This window comes from Streptomyces nogalater, from assembly GCF_039532885.1.
GTDB classification, from domain to species: Bacteria; Actinomycetota; Actinomycetes; order Streptomycetales; family Streptomycetaceae; genus Streptomyces; species Streptomyces nogalater.
In genome coordinates, this window is sequence record NZ_BAAASM010000036.1 from 113,875 (window position 1) to 134,834 (window position 20,960).

Annotated in this window: 21 protein-coding genes and 1 tRNA gene; 14 read left to right on the plus strand and 8 right to left on the minus strand. The window is 73.5% G+C overall.

Annotated features, from left to right (window positions below; genetic code table 11):
- Window positions 1–253: 253 nt before the first annotated feature.
- Window positions 254–1,231 (plus strand): hypothetical protein, encoded by a 978-nt coding sequence (locus ABD350_RS23905; protein ID WP_344350345.1) that lies wholly within the window; start codon window positions 254–256, stop codon window positions 1,229–1,231.
- Between the two features lie 114 nt (window positions 1,232–1,345).
- Here ABD350_RS23905 and ABD350_RS23910 read toward each other — a convergent pair whose 3' ends face one another.
- Both ABD350_RS23910 and ABD350_RS23915 read right to left on the minus strand, forming a co-directional pair.
- Entirely contained in the window at window positions 1,346–2,743 is a 1,398-nt protein-coding gene (locus tag ABD350_RS23910; RefSeq protein WP_344350346.1) for a GntP family permease, read from the minus strand.
- A 37-nt stretch (window positions 2,744–2,780) separates the two neighbouring features.
- Entirely contained in the window at window positions 2,781–3,308 is a 528-nt protein-coding gene (locus ABD350_RS23915; RefSeq protein WP_344350347.1) for a gluconokinase, read from the minus strand.
- Window positions 3,309–3,448: 140 nt separating this feature from the next.
- On the opposite strand from ABD350_RS23915, the gene ABD350_RS23920 reads away from it, so the two are divergent.
- The gene (locus ABD350_RS23920; protein WP_344350348.1) at window positions 3,449–4,150 is read left to right on the plus strand and encodes a FadR/GntR family transcriptional regulator; all 702 of its coding nucleotides are present in this window, start codon (window positions 3,449–3,451) and stop codon (window positions 4,148–4,150) included.
- A 22-nt stretch (window positions 4,151–4,172) separates the two neighbouring features.
- On the opposite strand, the gene ABD350_RS23925 is transcribed toward ABD350_RS23920, so the two are convergent.
- Window positions 4,173–4,550, minus strand: coding sequence for a YchJ family protein (locus tag ABD350_RS23925; protein WP_344350349.1), 378 nt, complete (start codon window positions 4,548–4,550; stop codon window positions 4,173–4,175).
- Between the two features lie 101 nt (window positions 4,551–4,651).
- On the opposite strand from ABD350_RS23925, the gene ABD350_RS23930 reads away from it, so the two are divergent.
- The 3 genes from ABD350_RS23930 (at window position 4,652) to ABD350_RS23940 (ending at window position 7,463) form a co-directional block, all read left to right on the plus strand.
- A complete protein-coding gene (locus ABD350_RS23930) occupies window positions 4,652–4,963 on the plus strand; it encodes a dsRBD fold-containing protein (RefSeq protein ID WP_344350350.1) in 312 nt (103 codons plus the stop codon).
- Between the two features lie 16 nt (window positions 4,964–4,979).
- Window positions 4,980–6,284, plus strand: coding sequence for a phosphoribosyltransferase family protein (locus tag ABD350_RS23935; RefSeq protein WP_344350351.1), 1,305 nt, complete (start codon window positions 4,980–4,982; stop codon window positions 6,282–6,284).
- Between the two features lie 63 nt (window positions 6,285–6,347).
- Window positions 6,348–7,463: a CapA family protein gene (locus ABD350_RS23940; protein ID WP_344350352.1), complete on the plus strand. Its 1,116-nt coding sequence runs from the start codon at window positions 6,348–6,350 to the stop codon at window positions 7,461–7,463.
- Window positions 7,464–7,562: 99 nt separating this feature from the next.
- Here the strand turns inward: ABD350_RS23940 and ABD350_RS23945 are convergent.
- Window positions 7,563–7,650: transfer RNA gene (locus ABD350_RS23945), tRNA-Leu, on the minus strand.
- 216 nt (window positions 7,651–7,866) lie between these two features.
- On the opposite strand from ABD350_RS23945, the gene ABD350_RS23950 reads away from it, so the two are divergent.
- The 3 genes from ABD350_RS23950 to ABD350_RS23960 all read left to right on the plus strand — a co-directional run bounded on the left by ABD350_RS23950 (window position 7,867) and on the right by ABD350_RS23960 (window position 10,560).
- Window positions 7,867–9,192 carry a M20/M25/M40 family metallo-hydrolase gene (locus tag ABD350_RS23950; RefSeq protein ID WP_344350354.1) on the plus strand — a complete coding sequence of 442 codons (1,326 nt, stop codon included), beginning with the start codon at window positions 7,867–7,869 and terminating at the stop codon, window positions 9,190–9,192.
- 173 nt (window positions 9,193–9,365) lie between these two features.
- Window positions 9,366–9,599 (plus strand): chaplin, encoded by a 234-nt coding sequence (locus tag ABD350_RS23955; protein WP_189996143.1) that lies wholly within the window; start codon window positions 9,366–9,368, stop codon window positions 9,597–9,599.
- A gap of 118 nt (window positions 9,600–9,717) precedes the next feature.
- Complete coding sequence (locus tag ABD350_RS23960; protein WP_344350355.1) at window positions 9,718–10,560, plus strand: chaplin family protein; 843 nt, start codon at window positions 9,718–9,720, stop codon at window positions 10,558–10,560.
- 112 nt (window positions 10,561–10,672) lie between these two features.
- On the opposite strand, the gene ABD350_RS23965 is transcribed toward ABD350_RS23960, so the two are convergent.
- Complete coding sequence (locus ABD350_RS23965) at window positions 10,673–10,861, minus strand: DUF5703 family protein (RefSeq protein ID WP_043407302.1); 189 nt, start codon at window positions 10,859–10,861, stop codon at window positions 10,673–10,675.
- A gap of 47 nt (window positions 10,862–10,908) precedes the next feature.
- Between ABD350_RS23965 and ABD350_RS23970 the strand changes: the two genes are divergently transcribed.
- Window positions 10,909–11,595 (plus strand): hypothetical protein, encoded by a 687-nt coding sequence (locus ABD350_RS23970; protein ID WP_344350356.1) that lies wholly within the window; start codon window positions 10,909–10,911, stop codon window positions 11,593–11,595.
- 83 nt (window positions 11,596–11,678) lie between these two features.
- Here the strand turns inward: ABD350_RS23970 and ABD350_RS23975 are convergent, their stop codons facing one another.
- Both ABD350_RS23975 and ABD350_RS23980 read right to left on the minus strand, forming a co-directional pair.
- The gene (locus ABD350_RS23975; RefSeq protein ID WP_344350357.1) at window positions 11,679–14,318 is read right to left on the minus strand and encodes a helix-hairpin-helix domain-containing protein; all 2,640 of its coding nucleotides are present in this window, start codon (window positions 14,316–14,318) and stop codon (window positions 11,679–11,681) included.
- Window positions 14,315–15,298, minus strand: a complete 984-nt coding sequence (locus ABD350_RS23980; RefSeq protein WP_344350358.1) for an aldo/keto reductase — start codon at window positions 15,296–15,298, stop codon at window positions 14,315–14,317. Before ABD350_RS23980 ends, ABD350_RS23975 begins: the two co-directional genes overlap by 4 nt.
- A gap of 152 nt (window positions 15,299–15,450) precedes the next feature.
- Between ABD350_RS23980 and ABD350_RS23985 the strand changes: the two genes are divergently transcribed.
- Both ABD350_RS23985 and ABD350_RS23990 read left to right on the plus strand, forming a co-directional pair.
- Window positions 15,451–16,506 carry an LLM class F420-dependent oxidoreductase gene (locus ABD350_RS23985; RefSeq protein WP_344350359.1) on the plus strand — a complete coding sequence of 352 codons (1,056 nt, stop codon included), beginning with the start codon at window positions 15,451–15,453 and terminating at the stop codon, window positions 16,504–16,506.
- A gap of 329 nt (window positions 16,507–16,835) precedes the next feature.
- Entirely contained in the window at window positions 16,836–17,624 is a 789-nt protein-coding gene (locus ABD350_RS23990; RefSeq protein WP_344350360.1) for a ferritin-like domain-containing protein, read from the plus strand.
- Window positions 17,625–17,631: 7 nt separating this feature from the next.
- On the opposite strand, the gene corA is transcribed toward ABD350_RS23990, so the two are convergent.
- Complete coding sequence (corA, locus tag ABD350_RS23995) at window positions 17,632–18,627, minus strand: magnesium/cobalt transporter CorA (RefSeq protein WP_344350361.1); 996 nt, start codon at window positions 18,625–18,627, stop codon at window positions 17,632–17,634.
- 61 nt (window positions 18,628–18,688) lie between these two features.
- Between corA and ABD350_RS24000 the strand changes: the two genes are divergently transcribed.
- From ABD350_RS24000 to ABD350_RS24010, 3 genes are all read left to right on the plus strand, one after another.
- Window positions 18,689–19,375, plus strand: a complete 687-nt coding sequence (locus tag ABD350_RS24000; protein WP_344350362.1) for a histidine phosphatase family protein — start codon at window positions 18,689–18,691, stop codon at window positions 19,373–19,375.
- A gap of 97 nt (window positions 19,376–19,472) precedes the next feature.
- On the plus strand, window positions 19,473–20,063 hold the full coding sequence (locus ABD350_RS24005; protein ID WP_344350363.1) for a DUF3090 domain-containing protein: 591 nt from the start codon (window positions 19,473–19,475) through the stop codon (window positions 20,061–20,063).
- A complete protein-coding gene (locus ABD350_RS24010) occupies window positions 20,027–20,851 on the plus strand; it encodes an SCO1664 family protein (RefSeq protein WP_344350364.1) in 825 nt (274 codons plus the stop codon). Before ABD350_RS24005 ends, ABD350_RS24010 begins: the two co-directional genes overlap by 37 nt.
- Window positions 20,852–20,960: the final 109 nt, after the last annotated feature.

Sequence of the window (20,960 nt, forward strand, 5' to 3'; positions counted from 1 at the left end):
CCACATCCGCACCGCGGGCCCCGGGGGGGTGTGCGGCCCGGACCGGCGGGGCGGCCGGGCATGGCATACGCCACAGGAAAATCCCCGCGTTCACACCCGTGACGGGTCCGACCTGCGTCGCGGTGAGCCAAGTGCCCCCCAGCACAGGGAAGTTGAAGGTAGTACCAGCCTTGTTCCGCTTGACGCGACCCTTGGCGGGGGGTTTGCTGTGCGTGATCGGTCGATGGCAGCCCGAGAAACAGGAAGCCCCGCGGTGCCCCCTTCCCCGCCTCTGCTCGGCCCGCTCAGGGCCGCACCGGACCCGTCCGGCGCCCCCGCCCCCGGCGCCCGCGACACCTTCGACGCCGCCCTCGACGACGCCGAACTGCGCACCGCCCGCGCCGCGCTGGCCCAGGGCCGGCGGCAGGCCGCCCGCTCCCTGCTGGCACACACCGGCGACGACTGGGACCGCCGCGGCCACCGCCTCACCGTCCTCGCCCAGGACCCCCGCGCCACCACGTGGGCGGGCGACTGGCTGACCGCCGAGCCCGGCTGCGCCGACGCCGCCACCCTGCTGGCCCTGGCCCTGGTCCACCGGGCGGTACGCGGCGAGGAGGAGCCCGGCCGGGCCCGCGACGCCTGCGCCGCGGCCGCCGCGCTCGCCCCGGCCGACCCCACCCCCTGGCTCGGCCTGCTGCTGCTCGCCCGCGCCCGCGGCCCGCACAGCGCCGTGTTCGGCGCCTTCGCCGAACTGCGCCGCCGCCACCCCGAGCACCACCACGCCCACCACCTGCTGATCGCCTGCCTCGCCGAACGCCCCGGACGCGGCCGGGCCGAGGCCCACGAGGTGTACGACGCCGCCGAGCTGGCCGCCGCCGAGGCCCCCGCCGACTCCCCGCTGGCCGTGCTGCCCGTGATCGCCTACGCCGAGCGGTACCGGGTCCTCGCCGCCACCGGCCCGGACCACGCCGGCCAGGCCGCCGCCCGGCACTGGTCCGGCCCCCGGGCCCGGCGGGTGCTGGGCGCCTGCTTCGACTGGTGGCTGGAGTGGGAGCACGACGAACACCCGCGCCGCCTGATCGACCTCAACCACCTGGCGTTCGGCCTGTCCTGCGCCGGCCGCCCGGCCGAGGCGGCGGCCCTGTTCCAGCGCATCGGCGACCACGCCACCCCGGCGCCCTGGGCCTACGCCCACCGCGACCCACTGGCGGCCTTCCGCACGGCCCGCGCCCGCGCACTCGGCCACGGGTGACCAGGCCCCGGGAAACAGAAAGCCGGCCCGTCCGGACGCGGGGTCTCCCCCCGCCGGACGGGCCGGCGCGCCGTAGCGCTCCTGCCCGGCGGATGCCGTAGCGCCGTGGCGGCCCTAGATGATCAAGGACAGCAGCAGTACCAGGCCGCCCGCGACCACCGAGATGATCGTCTCCATCAGCGACCAGGTCTTGACGGTCTGCCCGACCTCCAGCCCGAAGTACTCCTTCACCAGCCAGAAACCGGCGTCGTTGACATGGCTGAAGAAGAGCGAACCCGCGCCGATGGCGAGCACCAGCAGGGCCGTGTGGGTGGTCGACATGTCGGCCGCGAGCGGCGCCACCAGGCCGGCCGCCGAGACCGTCGCCACCGTCGCCGAGCCGGTCGCCAGCCGGATCGCCACCGCGATCAGCCAGGCCAGCAGCAGCGCCGGGATCGACCAGTCCTCGGAGATGTCCAGGATCATCCGGCCCACGCCGGAGTCGATCAGCGTCTGCTTGAAGCCGCCGCCCGCGCCGACGATCAGCAGGATGCCGGCGATGGGCATCAGGCCCTTCTCCACGGTCTGCTGGAGCCGGTCCCGGGTGAACCCGGCGGGCCGGCCCAGCGTGAAGAAGCCGACGATCACGGCGGCGAGCAGGGCGACCAGCGGGGAGCCGACGACGTCGAAGACGCGCTGGGTGTGGTCCGCGGGGTCGTCGACGACGATGTCCACCAGCGCCTTGGCCAGCATCAGCACCACCGGCAACAGCACGGTGGCGAGCGTCGGGCCGAAGCCCGGGCGGCGCTCCAGCTGCTCCGAGGCGCGCTGCGGCAGCATCCGGTCGGGGGCGGGTACGTCCACCCAGCGGGCCGCGACCCTGGAGAACAGCGGCCCGGCGATGATCACGGTCGGGATGGCGACCACGATGCCGAGGGCCAGGGTGACACCCAGGTTGGCCTTGACCGCGTCGATGGCGACCAGCGGGCCGGGGTGCGGCGGGATCAGGCCGTGCATCACGGACAGACCGGCCAGCGCCGGGATGCCGATGCGCATCAGGGAGTAGTTGCCGCGCTTGGCGACCATCAGCACGACCGGGATCAGCAGCACGATGCCGACCTCGAAGAAGAGGGGCAGGCCGACCACGGAGGCGATCAGCACCATCGCCCACGGCATCGCCCGCCCGCCGGCCTTGGCCAGGATCGTGTCGACGATCTGGTCCGCGCCGCCGGAGTCGGCGAGCAGCTTGCCCAGGATCGCCCCGAGCGCGATCAGGACGCCCACGCCGGCCACCGTGGAGCCGAGCCCGCTGGTGAAGCTGGTGATGGCCTTGTCGAGCGGCGCCCCGGCGACCGCCCCCAGCGCCAGCGACCCGATGGTCAGCGCCAGGAAGGCATGGAGCTTGAACTTGGTGATGAGCAGGACGATGACGGCGATGCCCACCAGGACGGCGATGCCCAGCTGGGCGTGCCCGGCGGAGGTGATCGGCGGAGGGGCGTCCGCTGCCAGCATCTCGACGCTGAGTCTGGTCACGGGGGTTCCTTGCGGTTACGGGGGATTTCTGAGGGCGCTAGTGAGAGCTGCCCGCGGTGTCGGGAAGCGCCGAGAGGGCCCGTACGGCACGCTCGGTGATCTCCTCGGGGCCGCCGCTGACGTCCACGGCGACTCCCGCCTCGTCCGGCTGGAGCGGCTGGAGCGTGGCGAACTGGGAGTCCAGCAGCGCGGTCGGCATGAAGTGGCCCTGGCGCCGGGACATCCGCTCCTCGATCAGCCGGCGGTCGCCCGTCAGGTGCAGGAACACGATCCCGGGCGCCGCGGCCCGCAGCCGGTCGCGGTACGCCCGCTTCAGCGCGGAGCTGCTGACCACCCCGCCCAGCCCGGCCCTGCCGTGCGCCCAGTGCCCGATGGCGTCCAGCCACGGCCACCGGTCGGCGTCGTCGAGCGGGATCCCGACCGACATCTTGTCGATGTTGGCCTGCGGATGGAAGTCGTCGCCCTCGGCGTACGGGACACCCAGCCGCGCGGCGAGCAAGGGACCGATCGTGGTCTTGCCCGTCCCCGCGACGCCCATCACGACGACGACCTGGGGGGTTCGCATCACTGCCTCGCTGTCTTCCTCGACATCCGACGCCACTGCGGCGTCGCCACACTGAAACCCATTAGGTACGACGAATTCAAGAGAGTGTGACGTATAAGTCTGACTTTTTATCCCTGTGATCCAGGCCGTACGCTGAGTGCATGAGCACACGGGGCCGGGGGCTGCACGGCCATGTACTGGACACCCTCGGCCCCGCCATCACGTCCGGCGAGTACCCGCCGGGCAGCGTCCTGCGGACCGACGAGCTGGCACAGCACTTCGAGGTGTCCCGCTCCGTGATGCGCGAGGCGGTCCGCGTGCTGGAGTCCATGCACCTGGTCGAGTCCCGCCGCCGGGTGGGCGTCACGGTCCGCGCCAAGGCCGAGTGGAACGTCTACGACCCGCAGGTCATCCGCTGGCGGCTGGCCGGCGCCGACCGCCCGCACCAGCTGCGCTCGCTCACCGTGCTGCGCTCCGCCGTCGAACCCGTCGCGGCCGGCCTGGCCGCCCAGCACGCCACGGCGGAGCAGTGCGCCGAACTCACCGAGTGCGCGCTCGGCATGGTGGCCAACTCACGCGGCCACCGGCTCCAGGAGTACCTGTTCCACGACGTGGCCTTCCACCGGGTCATCCTCAACGCCTCGGGCAACGAGATGTTCGCCCGCCTCGGCGACGTCGTCGCGGAGGTGCTCTCCGGCCGCACCCGGCACGAGGTCATGTTCGAGGACCCCGACCCGGCCGCCGTCACCCTGCACGTGCGGCTCGCCGAGGCGGTACGCGCCCGGGACGCGGCCCGCGCCGAGGAACTGACCCGCGAGATCACCGCGGGCGCCCTCCAGGAACTGGACGTCCTGGCACCCTGAGCGCTCTTGGGGAATCCCCGTACTAGTCCTGCGGGAACTCCCCGTCCACGTACACCCACGCGCCGTCCACCCGCTCGAACCGGCTCCGCTCGCGCAGCGCGCCGCCCCGGTAGGAGGCGCGGAACTCCACCACGCCCGTGGTGTGGAACGCCGAGCCGTCCACCGTGTCCAGGATCCGAAGCCCCGTCCACCTCGTCCCCGGATCGAGGTCCAGCCGCCCCGGCCGGGTCCCCGGATGCCAGGTGCGCAGCAGATACGCCGTGTCCCCCTTGACGAACGCGCTGTAGCGCGAGCGCATCAGCAGCTCCGCGGTCGGCGCGGCGGCCCGCCCCGTGTGGAAGCGGCCGCAGCAGGCGTCGTAGGACGCGGAGAGTCCGCAGGGACAGGTGCGCGCAGTCATGACGCCCATTGTGCCCGGGACAGGGGAGGCGCCCGGCAGGGGCCGGGTGCACAGTGGAAGAGCCGGACCGCACACCGGCACACAGGGAGGTGAGGTCGAGGATGACCGGACCCGTGAGCAGCCGGCCTCCCGCCGTCAAGGAGTGGCGGCTGAACCTGTACCTGTCCGAGCACGACCCGGACACCACGGCCCGGATCGTCCTGGACACCGGGGACAACGTCCTGGAGGGCCACGCCGAGGCCCGCCGCAGCCCCGGCGACCGGGCGGTGCCGGAGATCGGCGACGAACTGGCCGCCGGTCGCGCCCTGATCGCCATGGGCCGCCGGCTGCTGCGCGCCGCCGACGGCGACATGAAGGCCACCGGAGCGGCCGACACGGACGGCCCGGCGCCGCTCTGGCTGCCCCGCGAGTGAAGGAAGGAGCGCCGCCGTGCGTTTCGCGAACCGTCTGGAGGCCGGACGGCGGCTGGGGGAGCGCCTGGAGTACCTCAGGGGCCAGGACGTGGTGGTGCTCGGACTGCCCCGTGGTGGCGTGCCGGTCGCCGCGGCCGTCGCCGAGGCGCTCGACGCCCCCCTGGACGTCCTGCTGGTACGCAAACTCGGCGTGCCCTACCAGCCCGAGCTGGGCATGGGGGCGATCGGCGAGGACGGCGTCCGCGTGATCAACCAGGAGGTGCTGCGCGCCACCGGGGTCGGGCCGGACGATCTCGCGGCGGTCGAGGAACGCGAGCGCCGCCTCCTCGCCGAGCGGGGCGCGCGCTACCGGGGCGCGGCACCCCCGGCCTGCGTGGCCGGCCGGACCGCCGTGGTGGTGGACGACGGCGTCGCCACCGGCTCCACCGCCCGGGCGGCCTGCCGCATCGCCCGCGCCCGGGGCGCGGCCCGCATCGTGCTGGCCGTCCCGGTCGCCCCCCGCGACTTCGCCCGCCGCCTCGGCGAGGACGCCGACGACCTGGTGTGCCTGGACACCCCCTGGGACTTCGCCGCCGTCGGCCAGTTCTACACCGACTTCACCCAGGTCGAGGACGAGGAGGTCACCACCTGTCTGCGGCGGGCCGCCGAGCGCCACCGGCACACCGCGGGCGCCGCGTCCGGCGCCCGGGACGTCACGGTGGCCGCCGGTGCCGTCCGGCTCGGCGGCCGGCTCACCGTGCCCGACGGCGCCACCGGCATCGTGCTCTTCGCCCACGGCAGCGGCAGCAGCCGGCACAGCCCGCGCAACCGGTTCGTCGCCCGCGGCCTGCACCGCGCCGGGCTCGGCACCCTGCTGTTCGACCTGCTCACCGACGCGGAGGAGGCCGACCGGGGCAACGTCTTCGACATCGGGCTGCTGGCCGGCCGGCTGCTGGACGCCACCGCCTGGCTGCGCGAGGAACCCGACGCCGAAGGGCTCGCCATCGGCTACTTCGGCGCCAGCACCGGCGCCGCGGCCGCCCTGTGGGCCGCCGCCGACCCCGCCGCGCGGCCCGCCGCCGTCGTCTCCCGCGGCGGCCGGCCCGACCTCGCCGGGGCCCGGCTGCCCGAGGTGACGGCCCCCACCCTGCTCATCGTCGGCGGCGCCGACCCGATGGTGCTCGACCTCAACCGGGACGCGCAGGCCCGGCTGCGCTGCGAGAACCGGCTGGCGGTCGTCCCCCGCGCCACCCACCTCTTCGAGGAACCCGGCACCCTGGAGCGGGTCACCGAGCTGGCGTGCGCCTGGTTCACCGACCACATGGCCCCGGCGCACGTATAGGCGGCGAGCACACATACAGGTGGACATACGGGTGCAGGTGACGACCAGGTGCAGGTGACGACCATGTCCGAGCGACCCGTCACGCTCTTCCTGGCCGGGGACGTCATGCTCGGCCGGGGCATCGACCAGATCCTCCCGCACCCGGGCGATCCGTCCCTGCGGGAGGACTACGTCCACGACGCCCGCGACTACATCGCCCTGGCCGAGGCCGTGAACGGCCCGGTGCCCCGGCCCGTGGACCCCGCCTGGCCCTGGGGCGAGGCCCTGCCCGTCCTGGAGCGGGCCGCACCCGACGCACGGGTGGTCAACCTGGAGACCGCCGTCACCTCCGACGGCGACTTCGCCCCCGGCAAGGCCGTCCACTACCGGATGCACCCGGCCAACCTGCCCTGCCTCGCCGCCGTCCGCCCCGACGTCTGCGTCCTCGCCAACAACCACGTCCTCGACTTCGGCCCCGCCGGCCTCGCCGAGACCCTCCACCACCTCGCCGCCGCCGGACTGCGCACCGCCGGCGCCGGCCCGGACGCGACCGCCGCGTGGCGGCCCGCGGCCGTCCCGCTGCGCACCGGCGGACGCGTCCTGGTCCTCGCCTTCGGCCTGCCCTCCAGCGGCATCCCGCACGGCTGGGCCGCCACCGCCGAACGCCCGGGCGTCGCCCTCGCCGCCGGGCCGACCACGGCCGCCGCCCTCGACTTCGCCGACCGCCTGCGGCAGGCCGGGCGGCCCGGGGACATCGTCGTCGCCTCCGTCCACTGGGGCCCCAACTGGGGCTACACCGTCACCCGCGACGAGGTCCGCTTCGCCCACGCGCTCATCGACGCGGGCGCCGACATCGTCCACGGCCACTCCTCGCACCACCCGCGCCCGCCGGAGATCTACCACGACCGGCTCGTGCTGTACGGCTGCGGCGACCTCGTCGACGACTACGAGGGCATCGGCGGCTACGAGAGCTACCGCGACGACCTGCGGCTGCTGTACCTGGTGTCGGTCGAGCCCGGCACCGGCCGGCTGACCGGCACGCGGATGGTGCCGCTGCGGGCCCGCCGGATGCGCCTGGAGCACGCCACCGCCGCCGACACCGCCTGGCTGCGCACCGTCCTGGACACCCACGCCCGCCGGCACGCCACCCGGATCGACCACACCCCCGCCAACACCCTCACCGCACGACCACTGCCCTGAACCGTCCCGCCCGGGGAGTCTCCGGGCTGTTGGTCACGCGGTCGGTCACGCCACAGGCGGGAGAAACAGAAAGACCCCAGGTCGACTGGGGTCTTTCGCTGGTGTCCGAGGGGGGACTTGAACCCCCACGCCCGATAAAGGGCACTAGCACCTCAAGCTAGCGCGTCTGCCATTCCGCCACCCGGACAAGGTGTCTGTCGTGCGAGATCTTCCCTTTCGGCGGGGTTTCCCTCGCGGCGACGAAGGAAACATTACCAGGCTTTCGGGGGTGTCCGATCACCCCCGGCCCCGGCCCCGGCCGTGCGTGAACGGCGTGTCACAGGCGGGGGCCGGTATTGGGCCCGGGGCGGGGCCGGAGAGAGGATGAGGGGGACCACCAGCAGTGACAGCGGGAGGAAGCATCGTGAGCGAGACGGGCACGGCCAGGACCGTCACCGGCGAGGACGAGGTCGTGGACCTCTGCCGCGAGCTGATCCGGTTCGACACCAGCAACTACGGCGACCACTCCGGCCCCGGCGAGCGCAAGGCCGCCGAATGGGTCGCCGAGAAGCTCGCCGAGGTCGGGCTGGAGCCGAAGATCTACGAGTCGCACCCCGGCCGCGCCTCCACGGTGGCCCGGATCGAGGGCGAGGACCCGTCCCGGCCCGCGCTGCTCATCCACGGCCACCTGGACGTCGTACCGGCCAACGCCGTCGACTGGACCCACGACCCGTTCTCCGGGGAGATCGCCGACGGATGCGTCTGGGGACGCGGCGCCGTCGACATGAAGGACATGGACGCCATGACGCTGGCGGTCGTCCGCGACCGGCTGCGCAGCGGGCGCCGGCCCCCGCGGGACATCGTGGTCGCCTTCCTCGCCGACGAGGAGGCGGGCGGCACCTACGGCGCCCGCTACCTGGTCGACCACCACCCCGAGCTGTTCGAGGGCGTCACCGAGGCCATCAGCGAGGTCGGCGGCTTCTCCTTCACCGTCGACGACCAGCGGCGGCTCTATCTGATCCAGACGGCCGAGAAGGGCATGCACTGGATGAAGCTGACCGTGGCCGGCACCGCCGGGCACGGGTCGATGATCCACCGTGACAACGCCATCACCGAGCTGTCGGAGGCGGTGGCCCGGGTCGGCCGGCACAAGTTCCCGGTGCGGGTCACCAAGACCACCCGGGCCTTCCTGGACGAGCTGGGCGACGCGCTCGGCACCGAACTGGACCCGGAGGACATGGAGGCCACCATCGCCAAGCTCGGCGGCATCGCCAAGCTGATCGGCGCGACCTTGAGCAACACCGCCAACCCCACCCAGCTCGACGCCGGCTACAAGGTCAACGTCATCCCGGGCGAGGCCACCGCCCACATCGACGGACGGTTCCTGCCCGGTCACGAGGAGGAGTTCCTCGCCGACCTGGACCGGCTGCTCGGCCCGAACGTCCGCCGCGAGGACGTGCACACCGACAAGGCGCTGGAGACCGGCTTCGACGGTCCCCTGGTGACGGCCATGCAGTCCGCGCTGCTCGCCGAGGACCCGACCGCCAAGGCGATCCCGTACATGCTCTCCGGCGGTACCGACGCCAAGTCCTTCGACGACCTCGGTATCCGCGGCTTCGGTTTCGCCCCGCTGAAGCTGCCGCCGGAGCTGGACTTCGCCGGCATGTTCCACGGTGTGGACGAGCGGGTGCCGGTCGACGGGCTCCAGTTCGGTGTGCGGGTGCTCGACCGGTTCATCGACGCGTCGTGAGGCCGTGCCCCGTGCCCTCCCCGGCCGGGGCATACACTCCGCTATTCGGGCAGTCGTACGAAACGTCCTGAGACGGGTGAATGCGACGATCAGTTCGTAGCTTCATTGGTTCCTCCTCGTTGCATCTGATGTGATCCCGCGCCTTGGGATCGCATTGTCAACTAGGAGGAAGAATGATCAAGAAGGTCGTCGCAGCTGCGGCCGCCACCGGTGGTCTGGTTCTCGCGGGTGCGGGCCTCGCCGTCGCCGACTCCGGTGCTCAGGGCGCTGCCCTGAACTCCCCCGGCGTCGTGTCCGGCAACGTCATCCAGGCGCCCATCCACGTCCCGGTGAACGTGTGCGGCAACACGATCGACGTGGTCGGCGTCCTGAACCCCGCCTTCGGCAACGCCTGCGTCAACAAGTGACGCAGGCTCCCTGAAGGGCGTCCTTTCACGAGCCGTCGGCCTCGGAGCGCGCGCCATGCGCTCCGGGGCCGACGGCCGTTTCCGAGAATGAAAGCACGGAAGGCAGGGGGAAACCCGCATGCGACACGGCACGCGCAAGGGTCTGATGACCATGGCCGCCGCCACCGGTGTGATCGCCGCCGCGGGCGGCTACGCACAGGCCGACTCGGGCGCCAGGGGCACCGCCGGGGGCTCACCCGGCGTACTGTCCGGCAACACGGTGCAGGCACCGGTGCACGCTCCGGTGAACATCTGCGGCAACACCGTGAACGTCGTCGGGCTGCTCAACCCGTCGATGGGGAACAAGTGCGCCCACCACGGCGGCACTCCGGGGGGCCGGCCGGATGGTTCCGCGGGCAGCGGCACCGGCGGCTCGCGCGCGGACGGTCACACCAGCGGCTCGCCGGGCATCGGATCCGGCAACACCGTGCAGGTGCCGGTCGACGTCCCGGTGAACGTCTGCGGCAACAGCGTCGACGTCATCGGTGTGGGCAACACCACGGTGGGCAACGACTGCGCCGACGACGGGGGGTACGGCAACCCGCCCGGGAAGCCGGGAAAGCCGGAAGAGCCGGGCCGCCCGGGGCAGCCCGGGAAACCGGGTCACCCGGGCAAGCCGGGTGACTCAGGGAAACCGGGGGATCCGGGTCAGCCGGGCCATCCGGTTCAGCCGGGTAAGCCGGGCGGCCCCGGTAAGCCTGGCGAGCCCGGCCACCCCGGCACCGGCACCCCGCCCGCCCAGCACGGCCCCCGTGGCGGGTCGCAGGGCGCGGTGGAGGCGGGCCGTCCCCTCCAGCCGCAGGCCGTCGGCCAACTCGCGCACACCGGCGGTGACGTGCCGCTCGGCATCGCGCTGCCGGTCGGCGCGGGCGTACTGCTCGCCGGTTCGGTCCTCTACCGCAAGGCCCGGGCCGCGCGGTGACCGCACACCGGTGACCGGGAAAGGGTGACCGCACGGCGGTGAGCGGAAAACGGAGCGGGCCCTGCCATGCCGGCGGGGCCCGCTCCGTTCGCGCCCGGCCGCGGCGCCGGGCTCACCATGTGGCTCGCACCTGGCGGATGATCCGCCGGCGCAGCCGCACCTTGCGACTGCCGTCGCGCAACAGACTCAGTCGGTCCAACTCCCAGTGTCCGTACTCGGCATGATCCGTCAGCAGACGCGTCGCCTCCTTGCGGGAGACCCCGCGAGGTACGTACACGTCGACAAATTCGTATTCCGGCATCGCATCTATTGTGCGGGCTGGTGCCCGGTACGGATAGCGTCTGCACTATGTCTGATGCTGCGCAGCCCACCGCTGCCGAGGTACGCGCCGCCGCCGAGGCGGTCAAGACCGCGCTCGACCGTCATCTGGCTGCGATCGAACGCAGGTCGGGAGAGGACGACCCGGCCGTCTCCGAGGCGTTCAACCAGCTGGCCGCAGCCGCCGAGGCGTACGACGAGCTGCTCTACGACCGCTACGACGAGGTCACGCCCTTCGAGATCCCCGGTGCCGAGGACACCCTGCCGCCGTACGCCGGGCCCGGGGAGCCCCATGCGATCAGTGTGCTGATCCGCCGCGACTACACCGTGGCGGAACCCCAGCGGCTGTTGGCCCAGGCCCAGCGGGTCGAGGCGGCGGAGTACGACGACGGCGGGGACGAGGACGAGGCCGCCGGGAACGTCCCCGGCGCGCTGGGAATCCTGTTCGGCGAGTTCGAACCGGACGAGATCGCCTCCCGGCACAAGGAGTTCGGCCTGGAGGAGGGCGACTCCACGCTCTGGGTCACGGCGGCGGAGGAACCACCCGAGGCCGGGGAGTGGCTCGCGGCGCCGTTCGAGCACATCGATCCGCAAGCGGTGGTGTGCCGCTTCGACGTGAGCGCCGTCTTCGACGACGACGCCTCCGACGACGACGAGGACGAACTGGACTTCGTCGACGACGAGGAGGAGCTGGAGCCGCTCGACGCCGACAAATGAGGCGGGTCCGGCGGTGCCGTGCGGGGCGGGCCCGGTACGGCACCGCCGGATTCCCGCTCCCGCGACGTCGACGACGGCGGGGATCAGCCCGCCGGCACCTGCGCGCGCAGCAGAGTCCCCAGGCGCGTGGTGCGGGGCTTGGCCGGGACCTCCGCGACCGCCCTCGGCAGGGCCTGCTCCACTCCGTGCACCACGGACAGATGCCGTTCCGCCCGGCCGAACGCCGTGTACACCCACGGGCGGCTGAGCGCCTGCGCCGCGTCGCCGGGCAGCACCACGACCGCCGCCGGCCAGCGGGCGCCCACCGCCTGGTGCGCGGTCAGCGCCCAGCCGTGCCGGACACTGCCCTCCACCCGCTCGCGCGGTACGACGACGGGGGCGCCGGCACACGACAGGTGCAGCCCGTCGGCGTCGGCCTTCACCACCACGCCCGGCACCGTACGCCCCGGTGCGGGGGAGTAGGCGATCCGGTCACCGGGGTCGAAGCCGCCGAACCGGCCGGGACCGGGGTTGAGGCGCTCCTTCAGCGCGGAGTTGAGCGCACGGGTGCCGACGGCGCCGCCGTGGCCCGGGGTGATCACCACGGTCTGGTCGGCCGGGACGCCGATCGCCCGCGGCACCGAGTCCGCCACCAGCTGCACCGTCCGGTGCACCGCCTCGCCCGCGTCCCGCACCGGCACGATGACGATCTCCTTGCCGGGGGCGGCGACCTGGTTCAGCTCGCCGACGCCGATGCCGGAGACCAGCTCGCCGAGGGGGCCGGGGTCCGGGACGCGGGAGACGGCCTGCGGGCAGACCCGGGCCGCGAGCAGGTCGGCGAAGACCCGGCCCGGTCCGGCCGACCACAGCACCCCGGGGTCACCGCTGAGCACCAGCCGCGCCCCGTCGGGCAACGACTCCACCAGCATCGCGGAACTCTCCACATCGAGCTGCGGCGCGTCCAGCACGATCAGCAGATCGACCTCCAGGGCCCCGTCGGCATCCCGCCCGGGCCCTTCGTTCCCGGCCAGCAGCCCGGAAACGGTGACGACGCCTTGCGCGGCGGGCTCCGCGTCCGACCCCGCCGGGCCTCCGGCCGGCTGCGCGGGCTCCGCGCCCGTACGCTCGTGGCCCGGGCCCGGCCGCACCGGCTGCCCACCCGGCTGTACGGGGGTCGTACCCGGCTGTACGGGGGCGGTGCCCTGCTCGGCCGGGTGTTCGCCGTGGCGCCCCGTGGCTGCGCCCTGCCGTGCGGGATCACCCCCCGGCCGCCCGATGTCCCCGCCCTGCCGCTCGAAAGCCGCCTCCGGGTACGCCGTCAGGCGGCGGCGGCCGTCCGGGGTGTGGCAGGCGGCGTAGGCCCGCAGACCCGCCGCGCGGGCGGCGCCGAGCAGCGCGGCCGGTTCGGCGCGGGCCGCCTCGCCGCCGGTGTGCAGCACCAGAGCGTGTCCCGCGACCGCGCGGGCCAGCTCGGCCGCGCCGCCGGACAGCCCGGCCGCGACCGACTCCCATGGCTGCCCGGCCTCCTCGGGCACGGAGTTCACCAGGCGGGCCAGGCCGTCGGCGAGGCTCTCCTCGGCGAGGGCGTACCGCTCCAGACCGACCAGGACCCGGACCGGCCGCTCCTGTTCCTCTTCTTCCTCGCCGGTGTCCCGGGGCGCGGGCGCGCCGGGCTCCTCCAGGGCGTCCTGGAACACCAGCGCCTCACCCTCGGCGAGCGTGTCCTGCACCGCCGCGTCCGGGTCCGGCACGCCCTGCCGGCCGAGCGCCGCGGTGAGCGTCGGCAGCTCAAGGGCGGTGTGCCCGGCCACGGCCGCCTGCTCCAGCAGCCAGACCGTCACCGCCCGGCCCCGCCGCTCGTCGCCCGGGCCGCAGTCCGGCCCGAGCAGCGCCCGCGCGAAGCCGTCGGCCTGCTCCGGCCGTACCCCGCCGACCCGGAGCAGCTGCCAGGGGTCCTCCCGGAGCGCGGTGCCGGCGCCCTCGCCGAGCACCGCGGCCACCTGGGGGGCCAGGGTGTCCGGCGCGCCGCCCTCGGCCAGCACCCGGCGCACGGCGTCGACGGTCTCCGGCGCGGGGGCGCCGGGCGCGACGGGGGCAGGGACGGGCTGGGGCCGGCGCACCGGTTCCGGGGCGGGACGGCGCGGTGCCGGCGCCGGCTCGGTGAACACCGTGGCCACCGGCTTCTCGCCGCTCTCCACCGCCCTGACCGCCGCGAGCAGGTCGGCCGCCTTGCCGCTGAGCTTGGTGCCGCTGGCGATGGGGGCCTTCTTCTCGGCCTTGCGCCGCTCGATCCGCTCCCGCTCGATCCGCTGCGCGACCAGCTCGGCCTCCGCCTCGGACAGCTCGCCCGAGCCACCCTTGCCCTCACCGGCGGCCCCCTCGGCCCCCTCGGAGGCACCGGCCCCCTCCGCGGCACCGACGCCCCCCGTACCCTCGGCCGCGACGCTCTCCTCCGCACGCCCGTCGGTACCCGTGTCGGCACCCCCCACGACCCGCTCGGCGTCCTCGGCCCCCTCCGAGCCGCCGGCCCCCTCCGCGCCGTCGGCCGGCTCCGTATCCGTACCGGCGGCCATGTCCGTACCGCCGGCCGGCTCCGTACCCCCGGCCGCGTCGCCGTCGCTACCGCCGCCCTCCGTAACCGCGTCGGCTCCCTCGGCGGCCCCCTCCGTGCCCCCCTCCCGTGTCCCACGGGTGTCCGGTGTCCCCGGCCCGGCTTCCTCCGTGGTCTCCGGCTCCGTGCTCACAGCGTGCTCCAGTCGTGATCGGGATAGCGGTGCACGGGCGCCGACACATCGTCCAGCGCCCGGCAGATCTCGTCAGGAAGACTAAGCGCCTCCACTGACAACGCCGCCACGAGCTGCTGCGCGGTGCGCGCGCCGACGATCGGCGCGGCCACCCCGGGCCGGTCCCGCACCCACGCCAGCGCCACCTGCAGCGGGGTGACCGCGAGCCCGTCGGCCGCCGTCGTCACCGCGTCCACGATGCGGGTCGCGGTGTCGTCCAGATACGGCTCGACGAAGGGGGCGAGGTGCTCGGAGGCGCCGCGCGAGTCCGGGGGAGTGGTGTGCCGGTACTTCCCGGTCAGCACGCCCCGGCCGAGCGGCGAGGACGGCAGCAGGCCCACGCCGAGGTCGAGCGCGGCCGGCAGCACCTCCCGTTCCACACCGCGCTGGAGCAGCGAGTACTCCATCTGGGTGCTGGCCAGCCGGGTGCGGGTGCCCGGCGCCGCGAGCTGCCAGGTGGCCGCCTTGGCCAGTTGCCAGCCGCAGAAGTTGGAGACACCGGCGTACCGGGCGCGGCCGCTGCTCACCGCCAGGTCGAGGGCCTGGAGCGTCTCCTCCAGCGGGGTCCCGGGGTCGTAGGCGTGGATGTGCCACAGGTCGACGTACTCCGTGCCGAGGCGGGCCAGGGAGGCGTCGAGCGCGGCGAGCAGATGGCCCCGGGAGCCGTCGAAGCGGCGCTCGGGGTCGGGCACGCTGCCGGCCTTGGTGGAGATGACCAGATCCCGTCGCGGCACCAGCCCGTCCATGAGGCGTCCGAGCAGAGACTCCGCCTCCCCGTCGCCGTACACATCGGCGGTGTCGACGAGGGTGCCGCCGGCCTCCCAGAACGTCTTCAGCATGTCAGCGGCGTCGTGCTCGTCGGTGTCCCGCCCCCAGGTGAGGGTGCCGAGTCCGATCCGGGACACGCGCAGGCCGGTACGGCCGAGATGCCTCTGCTCCATGCGGGCGAGATTACTGGCCAGAACCGGTGCGATGGGTTGCCTGTGGACAACCACCCCGAAGGGGACGGCCCCCGTCACCCTGCCGTCCCACCCCGTCCCCGCGCTAAGGTCTGCCCCACAAGCACGTTACTCACGGGTAAGGGGAATCGCGCATGCAGCTCGGGATCAACCTCGGTTACTGGGGTGCCGGAATGGACGGCGACAACCTGGCCGTGGCGCGGGAGGCCGACCGACTGGGCTACGCGGTGTGCTGGGCCGCCGAGGCCTACGGCTCCGACGCGGCCACCGTGCTCAGCTGGGTCGCCGCGCAGACCGAGCGCATCGACGTGGGGTCGGCCATCTTCCAGATCCCGGCCCGCCAGCCCGCGATGACGGCGATGACCGCGGCCACGCTCGACTCGCTCTCCGGCGGCCGGTTCCGGCTCGGCCTCGGCGTCTCCGGACCGCAGGTCTCCGAGGGCTGGTACGGCGTCAAGTTCGACAAGCCGCTGGCCCGCACCCGCGAGTACGTGGAGATCGTCCGCAAGGCGATGACCCGGGAGCGGCTGACGTTCGAGGGCGAGCACTGGACGCTGCCGCTGCCCGGCGGCCCCGGCAAGCCCCTCAAGCTCACCGTGCACCCGCAGCGCGAGCACATTCCGCTCTACATCGCCGCCATCGGCCCGAAGAACCTGGAGCAGACCGGCGAGATCGCCGACGGCGCGCTGCTGATCTTCCCCTCCGCCGAGCACCTGGAGGAGACCACGGTCAAGCACCTGCGGGCCGGGCGGGAGAAGGCGGGGCTGACGCTCGACGGGTTCGACGTGTGCCCGACCCTGCCGATCGCCCTCGGCGACGACAAGGACGTGGCCCGGCTCGCCGACACCTTCCGCCCGTACACCGCGCTGTATGTCGGCGGCATGGGCAGCGCCAAGCAGAACTTCTACAACCAGCTGGCCCAGCGCATGGGCTACGAGAAGGAGGCCGCCGAGATCCAGCGGAAGTACCTGTCGGGGGACAAGCAGGGCGCCGCCGCCGAGATCCCGCAGGAACTCATCGACCGGACCACCCTGCTGGGCTCCGTCGACCGGATCGCCGACCGGATGAAGGCCTATGCCGCCGCCGGGGTCACCACCCTCAGCCTGGCCCCGGCCGGCTTCACGCTGGAGGAGCGGCTCGCCTCCCTGCGGGCCGGCAGCGAGGCCCTGGAGCGCGCCGGGCTGGCGTAAGGGCCACCCCTCGGCACACTCCCGGCGGGGAACTTGCCGGATTTCCGGTGAGGGAGCACGGGGAGGATTTCCACGGCCGTGGTGGGGGCTCGGGGGTCTTCCCCGCCACGGCCGTCACCGGGAACAACGCGCCCGGCGCCGCACGGTTACGACCCTCGGTGCCCTTCTTTCCCGCCGTCGCGGTCGTTCGTTCGGCCGAGTCGGTCCGCAGCCCTGTTGCGGCACCCTTCTGCCCGCATTTGACTCGTTTCCGTGGGGGCCCCGGAGCCCTGGAGCCCCCGGAGTCCCGGGAAGGCCCGCGGAACCCCGTGGAGCGGAGAGGTGCTGCGATGCTGTCGGCCAGGAGTCTGTTCCAGGAGATCCTCGACCACGACGAGTCCTTCCGGCTCTTCTGCTCCATCGCCGCCGGAGGGGAGACCCAGGGCGGCTGGGAGAACGCCCGGATCGCCGCGCTGGTCCCGGACGGCGAACGCGCGCTCGCCCCGAAGATCGCCCGGCACGGCGCCGACGAGGACAAGCACGGCCGCGTCTTCCACGCCCTGCTGAAGAAGCGTGGGCTCGCCCCCGTCCCGGTACCGCCGGAGACCGACTACACCATGCTCCTGGAACGGCGCGGCATCGGACTCTCCCACGACAGGCTCCGCCGCGACGAGCCGCTCACGGTCCGGGACATCGTCGTCTACCTCGCGCACAGCCGGGTCACCGAACAGCGCGCCGCCGACCAGATGGCACTGCTCCGCGGACACTTCGCCGACCACCCGGAGATCGGCAAGGCCCTCCGGATGATCGCCGACGACGAGGACAACCACCTCGCCTACACCCACGAGGAACTGCTGCGCCTGGCCGCCGCCGGACACGGCCGGCTGATCCGGCGCACCCTGCGCGCGTACGCGCTCGCCGAGATCCGCGTCCACCGGGACGTCAGCCTCGCCGTCATGGCCCGCATGGGCCGCGTCCTGGGCTGGTCCAGGGCCAGACGCGCCCTGCTCACGGCCGGTATCCACGCCACGTACGCCTGGGAACGCCTCGTCGGCCGGCACCGCATGGCCGCCCTCCGCATGCCCGAGCGCCGCGACGCCCTCGGCGGCGCGCCGGCCCCCGCACCCGAAGCCGCCTGAACCGGGCTCACAGCCAGCCGCGCCGCTTGAACAGCCCGTACAACAACACCTCCAGCGCGGCCATCAGCACGATCACCGCCGGATACGCCCACAGCCAGTGCAGCTCGGGCATGTGGTCGAAGTTCATGCCGTAGATCCCCGCGATCATCGTGGGCACCGCCGCCATCGCCGCCCAGGCGGAGATCTTCCGCATGTCGTCGTTCTGCCGGACGCTCATCTGCGCCAGATGTGCCGACAGGATGTCCGACACCAGCCGGTCCAGGGCCTCCACGGACTCGTTCACGCGCGTGAGGTGATCGCCCACGTCCCGGAAGAAGGGCCGCGACTCGTCGTGCACGAACGGCACCGAGTTGCCCAGCGGGCCGCCGCCGGCCAGCCGGGCCAGCGGCAGCGCCAGCGGCCCGGTCGCCCGGCGGAACTCCAGGATCTGCCGTTTGAAGGTGTAGATCCGGGACGCGGTGTTGCGGGACCCGCCGGTGTCCGGCCGGAACACCTCCGCCTCCAGTTCGTCCAGGTCGTTCTGCAGCTCCGTCGCCACCTCCAGATAGTGGTCGACGGTGGCGTCGGCGATCGCGTACAGCACGGAGGTGGGGCCCTTGTCCAGCATCTCCGGCTCCTGCTCCAGCCGCTGCCGCACGGTCGCCAGCGGCGAACCCTCGCCGTGCCGGACCGTCACCACGAAGCTCTCGCCGACGAAGACCATCACCTCACCGGCCGAGACCGTGTCGCTCTCGGGCTCGTACACCACCGGTTTCAGCACCATGAACAGCGAGTCGTCGTACACCTCCAGCTTGGGCCGTTGATGTGCCTTCAGGGCGTCCTCCACGGCCAGCGGATGCAGCCCGAACTCCTGGCTGACCAGGTCGAACTCCCGCTCGGAGGGCTCGTACAGGCCGATCCACACGAAGCCGCCCGCGGCCCGTGCCCCGGCGAGCGCGTCGGACAGGTCCGCGGGCCCCTCACTGCGGTGCCCATGCCGGTAGACGGCGCAGTCGACGATCACGGAGCGCATTCTCCCTTCGCCCGGTCAACGGCGCACTTCCCGATGCGCCTACCCTTGCCGCATGCCCACGCTGATCCTCGTAAGGCACGGACGCTCCACCGCCAACACCTCGGGCCTGCTCGCCGGGTGGACGCCCGGCGTCGCCCTGGACGAGCGCGGCGCCGCGCAGGCCGCCGCGCTGCCCGGCCGGCTCGCCGGACTGCCGATCTCCGAGGTGGTCGCGAGCCCCCTCCAGCGCTGCCAGGAGACCGTGCGCCCGCTGCTGGAGGCCCGCCCCGGCCTGCGCTCCCACACCGACGAGCGGATCGGGGAGTGCCACTACGGCGACTGGTCCGGCCGCAAGCTCGCCGAGCTGAAGGACGAGCCGCTGATGGAGGTCGTACAGGCCCACCCGTCCGCCGCCGCCTTCCCGGGCGGCGAGTCCATGCGGGCCATGCAGACCCGGGCCGCCGAGGCCGTACGCGAGTGGAACGCGCGCGTGGAGCGCGACCACGGCGCCGACGCCGTCTACCTGATGTGCTCCCACGGCGACATCATCAAGTCCCTCGTCGCCGACGCCCTCGGCCTGCACCTCGACCTCTTCCAGCGGATCTCCGTCGAGCCCTGCTCGGTCACCGCGATCCGCTACACCCGGCTCAGGCCGTACCTCATCCGCCTCGGCGACACCGGGGACTTCGCTTCGCTCACCCCCCGCGAGGAACCCGGCGAGGGTGACGCACCGGTCGGAGGCGGTGCGGGCGCACCGTGATCGTCGGCCGCAGTAGGGTGAAGCGACCCATCCCGTTCGCTTTCCCGTACGGCCAACCGCCGAACCTCTCGAAACCACGACTTTATGGAGACAGGACGTGTCCCGTCAGGTGTTCCTCTACGACCAGCCGGACCGCTTCGTGGCCGGCACGGTCGGACTGCCCGGGCGCCGTACGTTCTTCCTCCAGGCCATCGCAGGCTCTCGCGTGACCAGCGTGGCCCTGGAGAAGACCCAGGTGGCCGCGCTCGCCGAGCGCATGGACGAACTGCTGGACGAGGTCGTACGGCGTAGTGGCGGCAGCGCCGCCGTCCCCGCCGTCGCCCCCGCCGAGATCACCGACACCGCACCGCTCGACACTCCCGTCGAGGAGGAGTTCCGCGTCGGCACCATGGCCCTGGCCTGGGACGGCGAGGACCAGCGCATGATCGTCGAGGCGCAGGCGCTGGTCGAGCTGGACGCCGACACCGAGGAAGACCTCGCCGAGGCCGAGGAGCGCCTGCTCCAGGACGAGGAGAACGGACCCCCGATGCTGCGGGTCCGGCTGACCGGCGCGCAGGCCCGGGCCTTCGCCAAGCGCGCCCTCGACGTCGTCAACGCCGGGCGGCCGCCGTGCCCGCTGTGCAGCCTCCCGCTCGACCCGGAAGGACACGTATGTCCGCGCCAGAACGGATACCGCCGCGGAGCGTGACGGCCGACCCCGACCCGGCCGAGCTGCTCGCGCACGGTGAGCTGACCGTCCGCGGACGGATCCGCGAGGCATCCAACGCGGCCCTGTTCTGCACGGTCGCCCTCGACGGCCGCCAGGCCTCCTGCGTGTACAAGCCGGTCGCCGGGGAGCGCCCCCTGTGGGACTTCCCCGACGGCACCCTGGCGGGCCGCGAGGTGGCCGCCTACGAGGTCTCCGAGGCCACCGGCTGGGAGCTGGTACCGCCCACCGTGCTGCGCGAGGGGCCGTACGGCGAGGGCATGTGCCAGCTGTGGATCGACGTCCACCCCGAGGCCGAGCTGCTCGCCCTGGTCGACGGCGAGGAGCCGGAGCCGGGCTGGAAGGCGGTCGGGCTCGCCGACGTCGGCGAGGGCCGCACCGCGCTGCTGGTGCACGCCGACGACGCGCGGCTGCGCCGGCTCGCCGTCCTGGACGCGGTCATCAACAACGCCGACCGCAAGGGGGGCCACCTGCTGCCCACCGCCGACGGCCGGCTCTACGGCATCGACCACGGCGTCACCTTCAACGTCGACGACAAACTGCGCACCCTGCTGTGGGGCTGGGCCGGCGAACCCCTCCCGGAGGAGGCCGTCGGCGTCCTCAAGAGGCTGCGGGACGCCCTGGACGGCCCGCTGGGCACCCGGCTCGCCGCGCTGATCACGGCGGCCGAGATCGACGCCACGCGCGCGCGTGTCGACGCGCTGCTCACCTCCGGCCGGCACCCGGAGCCGAGCGGCGAATGGCCCGCCATTCCCTGGCCACCCGTGTGAGGTGCCCAGCGGCCCCCGCCGAGCACCCGCGCGGCCACCCCGGGTGAGCGCGGCCGGCGCGGCAGCACACCCGGCGCCGATGTTCAAGAACGCCGAACCGGTCATCCGG

Excerpts from the sequence above, each read along its gene's own strand:
- ABD350_RS23915 (WP_344350347.1), bottom strand. The coding sequence starts at position 3,308 with ATGCGAACCCCCCAGGTCGTCGTCGTGATGGGCGTCGCGGGGACGGGC.
- ABD350_RS23920 (WP_344350348.1), top strand. The coding sequence starts at position 3,449 with ATGAGCACACGGGGCCGGGGGCTGCACGGCCATGTACTGGACACCCTC.
- ABD350_RS23925 (WP_344350349.1), bottom strand. The coding sequence starts at position 4,550 with ATGACTGCGCGCACCTGTCCCTGCGGACTCTCCGCGTCCTACGACGCC.
- ABD350_RS23930 (WP_344350350.1), top strand. The coding sequence starts at position 4,652 with ATGACCGGACCCGTGAGCAGCCGGCCTCCCGCCGTCAAGGAGTGGCGG.
- ABD350_RS23940 (WP_344350352.1), top strand. The coding sequence starts at position 6,348 with ATGTCCGAGCGACCCGTCACGCTCTTCCTGGCCGGGGACGTCATGCTC.
- ABD350_RS23955 (WP_189996143.1), top strand. The coding sequence starts at position 9,366 with ATGATCAAGAAGGTCGTCGCAGCTGCGGCCGCCACCGGTGGTCTGGTT.
- ABD350_RS23960 (WP_344350355.1), top strand. The coding sequence starts at position 9,718 with ATGCGACACGGCACGCGCAAGGGTCTGATGACCATGGCCGCCGCCACC.
- ABD350_RS23965 (WP_043407302.1), bottom strand. The coding sequence starts at position 10,861 with ATGCCGGAATACGAATTTGTCGACGTGTACGTACCTCGCGGGGTCTCC.
- ABD350_RS23970 (WP_344350356.1), top strand. The coding sequence starts at position 10,909 with ATGTCTGATGCTGCGCAGCCCACCGCTGCCGAGGTACGCGCCGCCGCC.
- ABD350_RS23980 (WP_344350358.1), bottom strand. The coding sequence starts at position 15,298 with ATGGAGCAGAGGCATCTCGGCCGTACCGGCCTGCGCGTGTCCCGGATC.
- ABD350_RS23985 (WP_344350359.1), top strand. The coding sequence starts at position 15,451 with ATGCAGCTCGGGATCAACCTCGGTTACTGGGGTGCCGGAATGGACGGC.
- ABD350_RS23990 (WP_344350360.1), top strand. The coding sequence starts at position 16,836 with ATGCTGTCGGCCAGGAGTCTGTTCCAGGAGATCCTCGACCACGACGAG.
- ABD350_RS24000 (WP_344350362.1), top strand. The coding sequence starts at position 18,689 with ATGCCCACGCTGATCCTCGTAAGGCACGGACGCTCCACCGCCAACACC.
- ABD350_RS24010 (WP_344350364.1), top strand. The coding sequence starts at position 20,027 with ATGTCCGCGCCAGAACGGATACCGCCGCGGAGCGTGACGGCCGACCCC.